This is a genomic window from Castellaniella sp. S9, from assembly GCF_027257175.1.
Classification (GTDB): Bacteria; Pseudomonadota; Gammaproteobacteria; order Burkholderiales; family Burkholderiaceae_B; genus Castellaniella.
Window position 1 is genome coordinate 157,700 of record NZ_JAPFGD010000006.1, and the last position, 15,565, is coordinate 173,264.

At 67.4% G+C, this 15,565-nt stretch carries 16 protein-coding genes; 14 read left to right on the plus strand and 2 right to left on the minus strand.

Translation table 11 applies throughout. From position 1 onward, the window contains the following. Positions 1-19: 19 nt before the first annotated feature. Entirely contained in the window at positions 20-757 is a 738-nt protein-coding gene (locus OOZ48_RS11625) for an alpha/beta fold hydrolase (RefSeq protein ID WP_269498477.1), read from the minus strand. Positions 758-830: 73 nt separating this feature from the next. Between OOZ48_RS11625 and OOZ48_RS11630 the strand changes: the two genes are divergently transcribed. From OOZ48_RS11630 to OOZ48_RS11660, 7 genes are all read left to right on the plus strand, one after another. Next, a complete protein-coding gene (locus OOZ48_RS11630) occupies positions 831-1,313 on the plus strand; it encodes a MarR family winged helix-turn-helix transcriptional regulator (RefSeq protein WP_269498478.1) in 483 nt (160 codons plus the stop codon). Positions 1,314-1,449: 136 nt separating this feature from the next. Next, on the plus strand, positions 1,450-2,517 hold the full coding sequence (locus OOZ48_RS11635) for an aromatic ring-hydroxylating dioxygenase subunit alpha (protein ID WP_269498480.1): 1,068 nt from the start codon (positions 1,450-1,452) through the stop codon (positions 2,515-2,517). 75 nt (positions 2,518-2,592) lie between these two features. Continuing rightward, entirely contained in the window at positions 2,593-3,552 is a 960-nt protein-coding gene (locus tag OOZ48_RS11640; RefSeq protein WP_269498482.1) for a PDR/VanB family oxidoreductase, read from the plus strand. Positions 3,553-3,591: 39 nt separating this feature from the next. Next, entirely contained in the window at positions 3,592-4,761 is a 1,170-nt protein-coding gene (locus tag OOZ48_RS11645) for an ABC transporter substrate-binding protein (protein WP_269498484.1), read from the plus strand. Positions 4,762-4,944: 183 nt separating this feature from the next. Beyond that, the gene (locus OOZ48_RS11650; RefSeq protein ID WP_269498485.1) at positions 4,945-5,946 is read left to right on the plus strand and encodes an aldo/keto reductase; all 1,002 of its coding nucleotides are present in this window, start codon (positions 4,945-4,947) and stop codon (positions 5,944-5,946) included. After that, positions 5,946-6,842: a DUF1932 domain-containing protein gene (locus tag OOZ48_RS11655; RefSeq protein ID WP_269498487.1), complete on the plus strand. Its 897-nt coding sequence runs from the start codon at positions 5,946-5,948 to the stop codon at positions 6,840-6,842. The genes OOZ48_RS11650 and OOZ48_RS11655 overlap by 1 nt, the downstream gene beginning before the upstream one ends. A 24-nt stretch (positions 6,843-6,866) precedes the next feature. Further along, positions 6,867-8,456: a methyl-accepting chemotaxis protein gene (locus OOZ48_RS11660; protein WP_269498489.1), complete on the plus strand. Its 1,590-nt coding sequence runs from the start codon at positions 6,867-6,869 to the stop codon at positions 8,454-8,456. Here the strand turns inward: OOZ48_RS11660 and OOZ48_RS11665 are convergent. Continuing rightward, the gene (locus OOZ48_RS11665; RefSeq protein ID WP_269498490.1) at positions 8,401-9,315 is read right to left on the minus strand and encodes a LysR family transcriptional regulator; all 915 of its coding nucleotides are present in this window, start codon (positions 9,313-9,315) and stop codon (positions 8,401-8,403) included. The two genes, OOZ48_RS11660 and OOZ48_RS11665, sit on opposite strands and share 56 nt — an antisense overlap. Before the next feature lie 112 nt (positions 9,316-9,427). Between OOZ48_RS11665 and OOZ48_RS11670 the strand changes: the two genes are divergently transcribed. Genes OOZ48_RS11670 through OOZ48_RS11700 form a run of 7 tightly spaced genes read left to right on the plus strand, consistent with a single transcriptional unit; the run spans position 9,428 to position 15,515 of the window. Continuing rightward, entirely contained in the window at positions 9,428-10,564 is a 1,137-nt protein-coding gene (locus OOZ48_RS11670) for a 4-oxalomesaconate tautomerase (RefSeq protein ID WP_269498492.1), read from the plus strand. Positions 10,565-10,599: 35 nt separating this feature from the next. Beyond that, positions 10,600-11,628, plus strand: coding sequence for an amidohydrolase family protein (locus OOZ48_RS11675; RefSeq protein WP_269498694.1), 1,029 nt, complete (start codon positions 10,600-10,602; stop codon positions 11,626-11,628). 30 nt (positions 11,629-11,658) lie between these two features. Next, positions 11,659-12,354 carry a 4-carboxy-4-hydroxy-2-oxoadipate aldolase/oxaloacetate decarboxylase gene (gene ligK / locus OOZ48_RS11680; RefSeq protein WP_269498494.1) on the plus strand — a complete coding sequence of 232 codons (696 nt, stop codon included), beginning with the start codon at positions 11,659-11,661 and terminating at the stop codon, positions 12,352-12,354. Between the two features lie 34 nt (positions 12,355-12,388). After that, positions 12,389-13,297 (plus strand): amidohydrolase family protein, encoded by a 909-nt coding sequence (locus OOZ48_RS11685; protein ID WP_269498697.1) that lies wholly within the window; start codon positions 12,389-12,391, stop codon positions 13,295-13,297. A 3-nt stretch (positions 13,298-13,300) separates the two neighbouring features. Beyond that, a complete protein-coding gene (gene ligA / locus OOZ48_RS11690; RefSeq protein WP_269498496.1) occupies positions 13,301-13,693 on the plus strand; it encodes a protocatechuate 4,5-dioxygenase subunit alpha in 393 nt (130 codons plus the stop codon). Next, positions 13,690-14,559, plus strand: coding sequence for a class III extradiol dioxygenase subunit beta (locus OOZ48_RS11695; RefSeq protein WP_269498498.1), 870 nt, complete (start codon positions 13,690-13,692; stop codon positions 14,557-14,559). The genes ligA and OOZ48_RS11695 overlap by 4 nt, the downstream gene beginning before the upstream one ends. After that, the gene (locus OOZ48_RS11700; protein ID WP_269498499.1) at positions 14,556-15,515 is read left to right on the plus strand and encodes a Gfo/Idh/MocA family oxidoreductase; all 960 of its coding nucleotides are present in this window, start codon (positions 14,556-14,558) and stop codon (positions 15,513-15,515) included. Before OOZ48_RS11695 ends, OOZ48_RS11700 begins: the two co-directional genes overlap by 4 nt. Positions 15,516-15,565: the final 50 nt, after the last annotated feature.

Below are 15,565 nucleotides of genomic sequence, written 5' to 3' on the forward strand. Positions count from 1 at the left end.
GGGATCCCTCGAGGGATCCCTAACGGGCCGCCGCGGACGCCAGTCCCCGGCGGTCCAGCCATTCCAGGATGGTCCGCGTGACGGCCTCGGGCGCCTCGAAGGGCGCCATGTGGCCCGCCGCCGGGATCGCCGCCACCTCTGAATCGGGAATGCGCGCGGCCATGTCGTGATGCTGGGCCAGCGGGCTCCAGCTGTCTTCCTCGCCGCTCATGAGCAGGGTGGGGCAGGCGATGCGGCCCAGCACCTCCGTGGCATCGGGGCGTCCGATCAAGGCCTGGATCTGGCCGGCGAAGGATTCCGGGCTGGAGCGCAGGACCATGTCGCGCATCGAGCGCATCAATGCCGCATCGTTGCGCGTGCGCGGAGCGATCATGCCGTCCAGCCAGGCGTCGACGATGGCCTCGATGCCGCCGGCCCGTGCCGCCTCGACCTGGGCCATCCGGCGCGGCGTCTCGCCGTCGCCCAGTCCCCGGTAGCCGGTATTCATCAGCACCAGGCCCGCACAGCGCCCGGGCGCCTGGCGCGCCATCTCGAAGGCGATGCGCCCACCCATCGAATGGCCCACCACGACCAGGGGGCCCCGGGTGTGCGCCAGCGTCTCGGCGGCGGCGCCGGGCAGCGAGTCCAGCCCGCTCAGGCGCGGAATCAGGACCGGCCCCAGGCGCGACAGCGGACCGGCGAGGTGGGACCAGGTCTGGCCGTCGCACAGCAGGCCATGCAGCAGGACGAAGGTGGGGGTGGGCGTGGATGCCGCCATGGCATGCTCCAGAGTGGTCGTGTTGCACGTTAGGATACGCTACTCTATGCCGCGACATCCTGCGAGGCCTTTCATGTCAGATCCCGTTTTGCGCGAACCCCTGTACGTCCAGCCCGGCCACCTGCTCAGGCGGGCCCAGCAGATTTCAGCATCCATCTTCCATGACGAACTCGGGACGCTCGCCACACCCATTCAATACGCGGTGCTGTGCGTGCTGCTGACGCATCCCGGCATAGACCAGGTCTCGCTGGCGGGCCTGGCCGCCATCGACACCTCGACGGCGGCCAGCGTGGCGATGCGGCTCGAGGAAAAGGGCTTGCTGACGCGCCGCGTCGATCCGGCCAACCGCCGCCAGCGCATCCTCGAACTGACCGCGCAGGGGCGGGCGCTGCTCGTCGAGGCGAACGACGCCATCGAGCGCCTGCACCGCCGGATCTTCGAAAAATTCACCGCCGACGAGGAGGCGGTGTTCATGGACCTCTTGCAAAAGCTCGTCGACGTCAACAATCACCAGAGCCGCGCGCCGCTGGTGCCGACACCGCGCGCCGGCCGGTGATCTAGGGTTTATACCGATGGCATATCCCTGTCGAAAAAATAGAATTGATCTTAACGTTCAGTGTGCTGAATATTAGATATTGAAGCTTGTGGCGGTCGGGGAGCGGCCACGGCGGGCGCAATGCAAGGAGAATCACATGTTTCCGAAGAATGCCTGGTACATCGCCTGTACCCCCGACGAACTCGCCGACGGACCGCTGGGCCGCAGCTTGTGCGGCCAGCGGGTGGCCCTGTACCGCGGTGCCGGCGGTCAGGTGGCGGCGCTCGAGGATTTCTGTCCGCATCGCGGCGCCGCGCTGTCCCTGGGCCGTGTGGTGGGCGACAACCTGATGTGCGGCTACCACGGCCTGGTGATGGGCTGCGACGGCAAGACGGTGTCCATGCCCATGCAGCGCGTGGGCGGCTTCCCCTGTATCCGCAGCTATCCCGTGGTCGAGCGCCACGGTTTCGTCTGGCTGTGGCCCGGGGATGCGGCCCTGGCCGATGAGGCGGCGATCCCGGCGCTGCCATGGTCGGACAATCCGGAATGGGCCTTTGGCGGCGGCCTCTACCACATCGGTTGCGACTACCGGCTGATGGTGGACAACCTCATGGACCTGACGCACGAGGCCTATGTGCACGTCGGCAGCATCGGCCAGGACGAGATCGACGCCTCGCCGGTCAGGACGCGCATGGAGGGCGAGACCGTGGTCACCAGCCGGATCATGCAGAACGTCACCGCGCCGCCCTTCTGGCAGGATGCGATGCGGGCCAACGGCCTGGATCCCGATGCGCCCGTGGACCGCTGGCAGATTTCGCGCTTTACCGCGCCCAGCCACGTGCTGATCGACGTGGGTGTCGCGCTGGCGGGCAAGGGCGGGTTCGAGGCTGCGCCCGAATACAAGGCGTCGGCGGTGGTGGTCGATTTCATGACGCCCGAGACCGAGACCTCGCACTGGTATTTCTGGGGCATGGCGCGGCATTTCAAGCCCGAGGACGCGGCGCTCACCGCAACGATCCGCGAAGGGCAGGGGCGGATCTTCAGCCAGGACCTCGACGTGCTCGAGGCGCAGCAGCGCAACCTGCGGACCTTTCCCGACCGGCGCCTGCTGGCCCTGAACATCGATGCCGGCGGCGTGCAGGCGCGGCGCATCATCGATCGGCTCGTGCAGGCGGAAAAAACCATGACGACGGCCGCGGATGCCGCCGAGGCGCAGCTCGCCTGACGTATGCTTGACGTATACTCGAGGCGCCCGGACGACGGCGCGCCGCGCGATTCCCACATACAGGTTGCCTTCGACATGCAAGAATTGTCCGTCAGAGTCGCCGACAAGCGCCGCGAGGCGCAGGACGTCGTCAGCCTCGAGCTGGTCGACGCCCAAGGCGCGCCGCTGCCTGCCTTCACGGCGGGCGCGCATATCGACGTGCATCTGCCCGGCGGGCTGATCCGCCAATATTCCCTGTTGAACGATTCCGCCGAACGCACGCGCTACCGGATCGGCGTACTGCGCGAGGCCGCCTCCCGCGGCGGCTCGCTTGTCGTGCACGACCGCATCGAGGTGGGCGACGTCCTGCGCATCAGCGAGCCGCGCAACCGCTTCGCCCTGCAGGCGGCGCCGCGCAGCCTGCTGCTGGCCGGCGGCATCGGCGTGACGCCGATCCTGTGCATGGCCCGCCAACTGCACGCGGCGGGCGCCGATTTCGAGTTTCATTACAGTTGCCGCACCCGGGCGCGCGCCGCGTTCCTCGATGACATCGGCGGCTCCGCGCTGGCCGCGCGTACGCGGCTGCATTTCGACGACGAGCCTGACACGGCGCTGGACGCGCCGGCCCTGCTGGCCTCGGCCGGCGCGGACACCCACGTGTACGTGTGCGGGCCGGCGGGTTTCATCGATCATGTCGTCGCCCTTGCCCGGGCGGCCGGGTTCGAGGACTCGCGCATTCACTTCGAGCGCTTCGCCGCCTCCGAACCGGTGGCGCCGGTCCAGGGCGACCAGGCCTTCCAGGTCCGGTTGGCCAGCACCGGCGAGGTCTTCGACATCCCGGCCGACGAGCCGGTGACCAAGGCCCTCGACCGGCACGGGGTCTTCATCCCGGTGTCTTGCGAGGAAGGCATTTGCGGCACGTGCCTGACCGGCGTGGTCGAGGGCGACCCGGACCACCGCGACAGCTATCTGACCGATGAGGAGCATGCGGCAAACGACCAGTTCACCCCGTGCTGTTCCCGCTCGAAAACCCCGATGCTGGTCATCGACCTCTAGTCCGGCGCATGCGCGCTTTCCAAAACCAAGGAGACAAGCTTGAAATTCAATCTACTGAAGACGCTGGCAGCCTTTGCGCTGGCCGGCGGCGCGCTCGGCGCGGCCCAGGCGCAGGACCTGAAGATCGGCATGATCGTGCCGTTGTCGGGGCCCTTCGCCTCGACGGGCCAGCAGATGATGAACGGCGCGCAGCTCTATCTGAAAGAGCATGGCGACACGGTGGCCGGCCGCAAGGTCGTGCTGATCGCCAAGGACGACACCGGCGTCAATCCGGCCATCAGCAAGCGCCAGGCGCAGGAACTGCTGATCAAGGACAAGGTCGACCTGTTCGCGGGCTTTGGCCTGACCCCCGCGGCCTTCGCCGTCGCGCCGCTGGCCACCGAGGCCAAGGTGCCGATGGTGGTGCTCAATGCCGCCACCTCCTCGATCACCACCAAGTCCGACTACGTCGTGCGCACGTCGATGACCCTGCCGCAGGTGTCCGCGCCCATGGCGACCTGGGCGGCCCAGAACGGCATCAAGAAGGTCTACACCATCACGGCCGATTACGGCCCGGGCCATGATGCGGCGGCGCAGTTCAAAAAGACCTTCACCGCCGCGGGCGGCGAAGTCATCGGCGAATTGCATACGCCGATGACCAAGCCCGACTTCGCGCCCTTCCTGCAAAAGATCAAGGACGCGGCCCCCGATGCGCTGTTCCTGTTCGTGCCCAACGGCGACCAGGGCGTGGCCTTCGCCAAGGGCTATAAGGAACGCGGCCTGGACGAGGCCGGGATCAAGCTGCTGGCCACCGGCGACGTGGTGACCGAGGACGTGCTCGAGGCCATGGGCGACAACGCCGTCGGGATGATCACGTCCTTCCATTATTCCGAGGCGCATGACTCGCCCGAGAACAAGGCCTTCGTGGCGGCCTATACCCAGGCCTATCCGGGCGTGCGACCCAATATGGTCGGCGCCGCCTCCTACGACGGGATGCACCTGATCTACGAGGCACTGAAAAAGACCGGCGGCGATGCCGGCGGCGAGGCGTTCATGGCGGCGGTCAAGGGCATGAGCTGGATGAGCCCGCGCGGCCCGGTCTCGATCGATCCGGCCACGCGCGACATCGTGCAGAACGTCTACATCCGCAAGGTCGAGCGCGTCGACGGCGTGCTGCAGAACGTCGAGTTCGACAAGATCGCCGACTTCAAAGACCCCGGCAAAGAGTAGGCTTTGCCGCCTCGGGCGGTATTCATGTCGTAACATCGTCTCGCAACAAAACAGCACACCCGGTTAGCAGCCGGGTGTGCTGCATTTTGGGGCTGCGATTTGCTTTCCATAGCGGTCCGGCATAGCTGCTAGTCCCCAAGGCCGGCTTAACAATTGGTGGGCTTGTCCGCATAATGATTCGATATGACGACATTACGTAAAATCGCCGACCTCGAGGTCTTTCCGATCGGCCTCGGATGCATGAGCCTGAGCCATGGCTACGGCCCGTCCGCCGATCCGGCCCAGGCCGAGGCGCTGCTGCTGGGTGCGCTGGACCGCGGCGTGACGCTGTTCGATACCGCTGCTTTGTATGGGTTCGGCCACAACGAGGAATTGCTGGGCCGGGTGCTGGCGCCGCACCGCAGCCGCTACGTGCTGGCCAGCAAATGCGGGATCTTCCGCGAGGATGGCAAGCGGCGCATCGACGGCCGGCCGGACACCTTGCGCCGCACCTGCGAGGAGGCCCTCAGCCGTCTGCGCACCGACGTGATCGACCTCTATTATCTGCACCGGTGGGATAAATCCGTCCCTATCGAGGACAGTGTCGGGGCGCTGGCCGAACTGGCGCAGGCCGGCAAGATCCGCCACATCGGCCTGTCCGAGGTGTCCGCCCAGACCTTGCGCCGGGCGCATGCCGTGCATCCGGTGGCCGCCGTGCAGAGCGAATATTCCCTCTGGACGCGCAATCCCGAGATCGCGGTCCTCGCCGCCTGCCGCGAGATCGGCGCGGCGTTCGTTCCCTACAGTCCCCTGGCGCGCGCGTTCCTGGCCGACGGCCTGCCGGATCCGGCCGTGCTCGACGAGGGCGATCTGCGCCGGCGCATGCCGCGTTTCCAGCCCGAGGCCTACACCCGCAACCTGCGCCTGCTCGAGCCCTACCGCCGGATCGCTGCCCGCGTGGGGTGTTCGCCCGCCCAGTTGGCGCTGGCGTGGCTGTTGCACCAGGGTGAGGACATCATCCCGATTCCCGGCACGACCCGCCTCCATCACCTGGCGGACAACCTGGGCGCGGCCGACATCGTGCTCGACGAGGCCACGCTGGCCGAGCTCGACGCCCTGATCAACGATCGCACGGTCGAGGGCGCGCGCCACGGCGCGGCGAATATCGCCGAGGTCGACACCGAATCGTTTCAAGGAGCACCGTGATGCAAAGCATGAATCTGGGTTTGATGGGCTATGGCGAGGTCGGCGGCATATTCTGCGCCGGGCTGAAGGACCAGGCGGCCAGCGTGCAGGCCTGGGACATCAAGCTCGCCGCCGACGGCGCGGGCGCGCCGCTGAGGGCTCGCGCCGAGCACGACGGCGTGCCGCTGTGCGGCTCGGCGGCCGAACTGTGCAGCCGCAGCGACCTCATCATGTCCGCGGTGACCGCCTCGAGCACCGTCGACGTGGCCCGCGAAGTCGCGCGCCACATCCGGCCGGGCACCGTCTTCCTCGACCTGAATTCCGCCTCGCCGGGCGCCAAGCGCGAGGCCGCCGCCCTGATCGAGGCGGCCGCCGGCCTGTACGTCGAGGCGGGGGTCATGACTTCCGTGCCGCCCTACGGCATCCGGGTGCCCATGCTGCTGGGCGGATCCCATGCCGAATCCCTGGCTGCGCGCCTGCGCGACGCCGGCATGGATGCGACCGCCGTGTCGCCCGAACTGGGGGTGGCCTCGGCGATCAAGATGTGCCGCAGCGTCATGATCAAGGGCCTCGAGGCCCTGGTGATCGAAAGCTACACCGCCGCGCGGGCCTACGGTGTCGAGGATCACGTGCTGCCGACGCTGCAGGAAACCTTCCCCTCGATCGATTGGTCCGGGCAGGGCGCTTATTTCTATAGCCGTGTCGTCCAGCACGGACGCCGGCGCGCCGAGGAAATGCGCGAGGTGGCCAACACGGTGCGCGAGGCGGGGTTCGAACCATTCATGGCCAGCGCGACCGCGGCCAAGCAGGATTGGGTGGCCGGCCTGGCCGCCGAGGGCCTGTTCGCCGACGTCGACAAGGCCGGCGGCTGGCAGGCGTATGCCGATCGGCTGATCGCGCACGCAAAGGGCCGATAAAAAGGCCTGCGCGAAGGGGGGGAAATGAGCGAAGACCTGCATGTCAGCGGCCGGGAATATGTGCTGCGCGAGGGCGAGACCATCGTGCTGGCGACCGATCTCGAAGGCCGCATCACCTATGTCAACGAGGACTTCCTGCGCATCAGCGGGCACGAGCCCGCCGAGGTGATCGGCGCCCAGCAGAGCATCCTGCGCCATCCCGAGATGCCGCGCGAGCCCTTTGCCGACCTGATGCGCACGGTGAGGCGCGGCAAATCCTGGTCGGGGTTGATGAAGAACCGCTGCAAAAACGGGGATCACTACTGGGTCGACATCCAGGCGGCGCCGATTTTCCAGGACGGCCAGGTCGCGGGCTTCACCTCCATCCGCACGCGACCGTCACGCGACCAGGTCGAGGCGGCCGAGCAGGCCTACCGGGCCATGGCCGAGGGGCGGCGCGGGGTCCGCATCCGCGAGGGCGCGATCTCGACGGCGGGTCCGTTGACGCGCCTCCTGGGCGCCATGGCGGGCATATCCTTGCGCGCCCGGGTGGCGGTGCAGGCCGTGGTCGGCGCGGGCCTGTTCGCGGCGCTCGGCGTCCTGGGCGCCGGCAGCCCGCCGGCCCTTGGGCTGGCGGCCGCCGGTGCCGCCTGGGCCTTGTTCGGCGGGCTGGCGCTGTATCGCCCGATGGCCGGCGCCATGCGCCACATGCGCGCCGACATCGAGCGCATCAGTTCCGGCGACTTGTCCGGGCGGGTCCGTGTCGACGGGGCGGCCGAACTCTCGAACCTCGCCCACGGCCTGCGCATCCTGCAGATCAACATGAAACTGCTGATCGTGCGCATCAAGGAATCCGCCTCGATCGTCGTCCATGGCGTGCGCGAGATCGCCCAGGGCAATGACGACCTGTCGCGGCGTACCGATACCCAGGCAAGCTCCCTCGAGGAAACCGCGGCCTCGATCGAACAGCTCGCCAGCACCGTCAAGCAAAACGCCGCCCATGCCGGCCAGGCCAGCGAACTCGCCTCGGGTTCCGAGCAGCAGGTCTCGCAAAGCGAGTCCTCGATGCGCAGGGCGGTCGACACCATGACGCGCATCCAGGACAGCGCGCGCCGGGTGGCCGACATCTCGGGTGTCATCAACAGCATCGCCTTTCAGACCAACATCCTGGCGCTGAACGCGGCTGTCGAGGCGGCGCGGGCGGGCGAGGAGGGGCGGGGCTTCGCCGTGGTCGCCGCCGAGGTCCGCAACCTCGCCCAGCGCACGGGCGAGGCGGCGCGCGAGATCGAAACCCTGATCAGCCAGTCGGTGCAGGCCATCGGCGAGGGGGCCGACATGGTCGGCGAGGCGGGCCGGATCTCGGGCCAGGCGCGCGAGGCCGTGCAGCAGTTCGTCGCCATCGTCCACGAGATCGCGCTGGCCAGCCAGGAGCAAGGGCAGGGCATCGAGCAGGTCAACCTCGCGATGACCGAGATCGACGGTGCGACCCGCAGCAATGCCGCGCTGGTGGCCCAGGCCGCGGCGGCGGCGGGCAATATCCGCCATCAGGCGGAAAAGCTCGGCGCGCTGGTCAATTCGTTCAGGCTGTTTGAATCATCGTCGGCGGATAGACTTGCCGCGCCGTCTCGCGGATAAGGCCCAGCATCGCGTTTTGCGTCAGGGTCGTGATGCGGCCCGATGCCGTGGCCATGCACAAGCGGCTGATCAGTTGCGGCCGCACGATGGGACGGATGTGATAGAGCTCGGGGCGGGCCGAGGTCAGCACCGCGTGCTCGGTCAGCACCGCATAGCCCGCGCCGTCCGCCACCAGGTCCAGGATCGCCGGCACACCGTCGATCTCCAGGCGGATATTGGGCTTGTGGCCGATGGCCGACATCTCGGCCTCGAGCAGCATCCGGATCGTGTGCGGACGGTTGGGAATCACCAGCGGGATGTGGGTCAGCGACTCCAGCGCCATGGGTTTGTCCGAGGGGTGGGGACCGCGCGGCCCCACCAGGTACAGCGACTCGCAGGTCAGCGGGGCGATGTCCAGTTCTGCCGAGGGGCTGGGGTTATAGAGCAGGGCGATGTCCAGGCGGCCCGCCAGCAGCCATTCCTGCATGACGAAGGACAGCCCTTCGCTGATCGACAGCGAGGCGTTGGGCAGGTGTTTGCGCGCCTTGCGTGTCAGGCGCACCGTCATCATTTTTGATGCGCTGGGCGCGATCCCCAGGGCGACCCGCCCGGCCAGCGCGCCCTGTACACGGCCCAGGTCCTCCTTGGCGCGCTCGACCTGGTGCAGGATGCCCCGGCAGTGCTCGAGCAGGAGCTTGCCGGCCTCGGTGGTGGTCACCCCGCGGCCGTTGCGATTGAGGAGGTTCTGCCGCAACTCGACCTCGAGCATCCGCACCTGCCGGCTGAGGGCCGGCTGCGCGATGTTGAGGGCGCGGGAGGCTTGAGTGAAGCTGCCCAGCTCGGCCACCCGGAGAAAATATTCGAGTTGCTTGAGGTCCATATCATCTGTCTATGAACGGCATGATCTGCGGCGTATCATAACATCTCGGCATAGCTGATAGTGAGTAACAGGCCTTATCCGAATGTCTGCTTGCGCCCATAATGGCCTCATCATGCAAAAAGCCATTCCTGCCTTGTTCATGCGCGGCGGCACGTCGCGCGGGCCCTTTTTCCTCGAGTCCGACCTGCCGGCCGACACGGCCGCGCGCGACCGGGTGCTGCTGGCGGTCATGGGTTCGCCCGACCCGCGCCAGATCGATGGGCTGGGCGGTGCCCACCCCTTGACCAGCAAGGTCGGCATCGTGCGTCGCGGCACCGCGCCGGGCGTGGACGTGGAATTTCTGTTCGCCCAGCTGCAGCCCGATCGGGACACCGTGGACACCACCCCCAATTGCGGCAACATGCTGGCGGCGGTCGTGCCCTTCGCCATCGAGCGCGGCCTGGTCCTGCCCCAGGGCGACGAGACCACGGTGCGGGTGCTGACCCGCAATACCGGCATGCAGTGCGACATCACGGTGCGCACGCCGATGACGCCCGAGGGCCGCCGCGTCAGCTACGAGGGCGATGCGCGCATCGACGGCGTGCCGGGCCGTTCGGCGCCCATCACCATCAATTTCCTGGACACCGCCGGCTCCGTCTGCTCCGGCCTGTTGCCCACGGGGCGGGTGCTCGACACCGTCCGTGTGGAACCCGGCGAGGGCGAGGACTTCGAGGCCTTCGACATCGAGGTGACCTGTATCGACAACGGCATGCCGCTGGTGATGTTCCGCGCGGCCGACCTGGGCCGCAGCGGCTACGAGACCCCGGCGGAGCTCAATGCCGACGCCCCGCTCAAGGCCCGCATCGAGGCCCTGCGCCTGCGCGCCAGCGAGCTCATGGGCCTGGGCGACGTCCGCAGCCGCAACTATCCCAAGATGACCATGGTGTCCGAGCCGCGCGCCGGCGGCAGCATCAGCACGCGCTGCTTCATCCCGCACGTCTGCCACGAGGCCATCGGCGTGCTGGCCGCGGTCACCGTCGGCACGGCCTGCGTGCTCGAGGGATCGGTCACCCAGGGGATCGCGCGCATGCCCGAGGGCGCCCGCAAGACCGTCTCGATCGAACACCCCAGCGGCGAGTTCAGCGTCGAACTCGAACTCGATCCCGACGACGACCAGACAGTGTCGCGCGCGGCCCTGTTGCGCACCGCGCGCCTGATCATGCGCGGCGAGGTCATGGTGCCGGCGTCCGCATATCCTGAAACCCGCTAGCTTAGAAGGACACGTTTGAGATGAGCAGAAATCCCCTGATTATCGACTGTCACGGCCACTACACGACGGCGCCCCAGGCGCTGGCCGACTGGCGCGACCGCCAGATCGCCGGGATCGCGGATCCCTCGGTCATGCCCAAGGCGTCCGACCTGCGGATCAGCGACGACGATCTGCGCGAAACGATCGAGGCCAATCAACTGCGGCTGATGCGCGAGCGGGGCTCCGACCTGACGATCTTCTCGCCGCGCGCCAGCTTCATGGCCCACCACATCGGCGACTTCCAGGTCTCCAGCACCTGGGCCGCGATCTGCAACGAGCTCTGCTATCGCGTCTCGCAGCTCTTTCCCGACCAGTTCGCCACGGCGGCCATGCTGCCCCAGTCGCCCGGCGTCGACCCGGCCACCTGCATCCCCGAACTCGAGAAATGCGTGCAGCAATACGGCGCGGTCGGCATCAACCTGAACCCCGACCCCTCGGGCGGCCACTGGACCGCGCCGCCGCTGTCGGACCGGTCCTGGTATCCCATCTACGAAAAAATGGTCGAGTACGACATCCCGGCCATGATCCACGTGTCCACGAGCTGCAATCCGTGCTTCCACACGACCGGCTCGCACTACTTGAACGCGGACACCACCGCCTTCATGCAGTGCCTGACCTCGGACCTGTTCAAGGATTTCCCTACGTTGCGCTTCGTCATTCCGCATGGCGGCGGCGCCGCGCCGTATCATTGGGGACGCTTCCGCGGGCTGGCCCAGGCCCTGAAAAAGCCCCTGCTCGACGAGCACCTGCTGAACAACATCTATTTCGATACCTGCGTCTATCACCAGCCGGGCATCGACCTGCTGACCAAGGTGATTCCGGTCAAGAACGTGCTGTTCGCCTCCGAGATGATCGGCGCGGTGCGCGGCATCGATCCCGAGACCGGCCACTATTTCGACGACACCAAGCGCTACATCGAGGCTGCGACCACGCTCAGCGACGCGGACCGGTTCCAGATCTACGAAGGCAATGCGCGACGCGTCTATCCGCGGCTCGATGCCGCGCTGAAGGCCAAGGGCCTCTGACCCTCGGCATCACGAATAAGGACTACTGACATGGCACCTCCCCTGAACAACCTGGGCGTCGTCTACCGCAACATCCAGCGCGCCGATCCGGCCGCCGCCAAGCGCCTTTCGGCATTCGGCGTGGCCACCATCCACGAGGCCATGGGGCGCGTCGGCCTGATGAAACCCTATATGCGTCCCGTCTATCGCGGCGCGCGCATGTGCGGCACCGCCGTCACCGTGCTGCTGCAGCCCGGCGACAACTGGATGATGCACGTGGTGGCCGAGCAGATCCGGCCCGGCGACGTGGTGGTGGCGGCCTGCACGGCCGACAGCACCGACGGCTTCTTCGGCGACCTGCTGGCGACGTCCTTCAAGGCGCGCGGCGCGCACGGCCTCATCATCGACGGCGGCGTGCGCGACGTCGACACCCTCGAGGAGATGGACTTTCCGGTCTTCAGCCGCGCCATCAGCGCCAAGGGCACCGTCAAGGCCACCCTGGGTTCGGTGAACGTGCCCGTGGTGTGCGCCGGCGCCCAGGTGATGCCGGGCGACGTGGTCATCGCCGATGCCGACGGCGTGGTGGTGGTGCCCGCGGCGATCGCCGGCGAGGTGGCCGATCGCGCCCAGGCCCGCGAGGACAACGAGGGTGGCAAGCGCGACATCTTCGCCTCGGGCGTGCTGGGGCTGGACTACTACAAGATGCGCGAGGGCCTCGAGAAGGCCGGCCTCAAGTACATCGACTGAACGACCCCAAGGACGCACGATGCCGCACACCGCGATCGAAACTTTCACCAAGACCCCGGGCTGGCTGGACTACTACGACGGTCCCAGCACGCCCCGTTTCCGCGTCCCCGAGGGTGCGGTGGACGCGCACTGCCACGTCTTCGGGCCGGGCGCCGTCTTTCCCTACGCCCCCGAGCGCAAGTACACGCCTTGCGACGCGCCCAAGGAGGCCTTGTTCGCCTTGCGCGACCACCTGGGATTTTCCAAGAACGTGATCGTCCAGGCGACCTGCCACGGCACCGACAACCGCGCCCTGGTCGATGCGCTGCGCGCCTCCGAGGGCCGCGCGCGCGGCGTGGCCACGGTGTCGCGCGACGTCACGGACACCGAACTGCAGGACATGCACGAGGCGGGCGTGCGCGGCACGCGCTTCAATTTCGTGCGCCGCCTGGCCGACTTCACCCCGCGCGAGGTCCTGGCCGAGATCGCCGCGCGCATCGCGCCGCTGGGCTGGCACGTCGTCGTCTACTTCGAGGCCCAGGACCTGCCCGAACTGTATGATTTCTTCACCACCCTGCCCACCACGGTGGTGGTCGACCACATGGGGCGGCCCGACGTGGCCCAGCCGGTGGACGGCCCCGAGTTCCAGCGCTTCGTGCGCATGATGCACGACCATCCGAACATCTGGAGCAAGGTCAGCTGCCCGGAACGCCTCAGCAAATCCGGCCCCCCGGCGCTGGACGGGCAACAGCACGCCTACCTGGACGTGGTGCCGTTCGCGCGCCGCCTGGTCGAGACCTTTCCCGACCGCGTGCTGTGGGGCACCGACTGGCCGCATCCCAATCTGAAGAACCACATGCCCGATGACGGACTGCTGGTGGACTACATCCCCCAGATTGCGCCGACCGGGGAACTGCAGCGCAGGCTCCTGGTCGACAACCCGAACCGCTTGTATTGGAGGTGAGCCATGTCACTCGATAAACCCTATACCGATGTCCCCGGCACGATCATTTTCGACGCCGACCGATCGCGCGAGGGCTATCACCTGAACCAGTTCTGCATGTCGCTGATGAAGGCCGAGAACCGCGAGCGCTTCAAGGCCGACGAGCGCGCCTACCTGGACGAGTGGCCCATGACCGAGGCGCAGAAGCAGGCCGTGCTGGACCGCGACCTGAACCGCTGCCTGGCCCTGGGCGGGAACATCTATTTTCTGGCCAAGATCGGTGCGACCGACGGCCGCTCCTTCCAGTACATGGCGGCCAGCATGACCGGCATGTCCCAGGAGGAATACCGCGACATGATGGTGGCGGGCGGCCGCAGCATCGAAGGCAATCGCAGGACGGGAGAATCCAAGTCATGACCAAGCAGCATGCGCGCATCAGCGCCAGCGTCTATACCTCGCACGTGCCGGCCATCGGGGCGGCGCTCGACCTGGGCAAGACGGCCGAGCCCTACTGGGCGCCGCTGTTCCAGGGCTACGAGCCTTCCAAGCAGTGGATGCGCGACAACAAGCCCGACGTGATCTTCCTGGTCTACAACGATCACGCCACGGCCTTCAGCCTCGAATTCATCCCGACCTTCGCCATCGGCTGCGCGGCGGAATTCCAACCCGCCGACGAGGGCTGGGGCCCGCGTCCGGTGCCCACCGTGGTGGGCCACCCCGAACTCGCCGCGCACATCGCCCAGTCGGTCATCCAGCAGGATTTCGACCTGACCATCGTCAACAAGATGGACGTGGACCATGGCCTGACGGTGCCGCTGTCGCTGATGTGCGGCCAGCCCGAGGCCTGGCCCTGCCCGGTGATCCCGTTCGCCGTCAACGTGGTGCAGTATCCGGTGCCCTCGGGCCGCCGCTGCTTTGAACTGGGCCGCGCGATCCGCCGCGCCATCGAGTCCTACGACGAGCCCCTGAACGTCCACATCTGGGGCACGGGCGGCATGAGCCATCAACTGCAGGGACCACGCGCCGGCCTGATCAACAAGGCCTTCGACCAGGCATTCCTGGACCGCCTGATCGCCGACCCCGAGGGCCAGGCCGCAGTGCCGCACATCGATTACGTGCGCGAGGCCGGGTCCGAGGGCATCGAACTGGTCATGTGGCTGATCGCGCGCGGCGCGATGGCCGATGGCGTCGGCGGCCCGCCGCCCAAGGTCGTCCACCGTTTCTATCATGTCCCGGCGTCCAACACGGCGGTGGGGCACCTGATTCTGGAGGAACAGGCATGAGCCAAACAACGATCAAGGTCGCCCTGGCCGGGGCCGGGGCCTTCGGCATCAAGCATCTGGACGGCATCCGCAACATCGAGGGCGTCGAGGTGGTCTCGCTGGTCAGCCGCGACATCGACAAGACCCGCACAGTCGCCGACAAGTACGGCATCGGGCACGCCACGACCGAGCTGGACGAGGCGCTGTCGCGCCCCGAGGTCGACGCGGTGATCCTGTGCACGCCCACCCAGATGCACGCCTCTCAGGCCATGGCCTGCCTGCGCGCGGGCAAGCACGTGCAGGTCGAGATCCCCATGGCCGACAGTCTCGAGGACGCCGAGGCGCTGGTCGCGCTGGCGGCCGGCAGCGGCAAGGTCGCGATGTGCGGCCATACCCGGCGTTTCAACCCCAGCCACCAGTATGTGCACGGCCGGGTGACACGCGGCGAATTCAATATCCAGCAGATGGACGTCCAGACGTATTTCTTCCGTCGCACCAACATGAACGCCCTGGGCGAGCCGCGCAGCTGGACCGACCACCTGCTGTGGCATCATGCGGCGCACACCGTCGACCTGTTCGCCTACCAGGCGGGTAGCCCCGTCGTGCAGGCCAACGCCTTGCAGGGCCCCATTCATCCGGAACTCGGCATTGCGATGGACATGTCCATCCAGCTCAAGGCCGAGAACGGCGCGATCTGCACGCTGTCGCTCAGCTTCAACAACGACGGTCCGCTGGGCACGTTCTTCCGCTATATCGGTGACACGGCGACCTATATCGCGCGCTACGACGATCTGTTCAACGGCAAGGAAGAGGCGATCGACGTCAGCAAGGTGGCGGTATCGATGAACGGCATCGAGCTGCAGGATCGCGAATTCTTCGCCGCGATCCGCGAGGGGCGCGAGCCCAACGCCAGCGTGCGCCAGGTGCTGCCGTGCTACCGCGTTCTGCACCAACTCGAGCAACAACTTCGGCAGTAACGGTCCGGCCGAAGCCCCCCCCCCAAGCAACATCGTTTCCACAAGGAGCA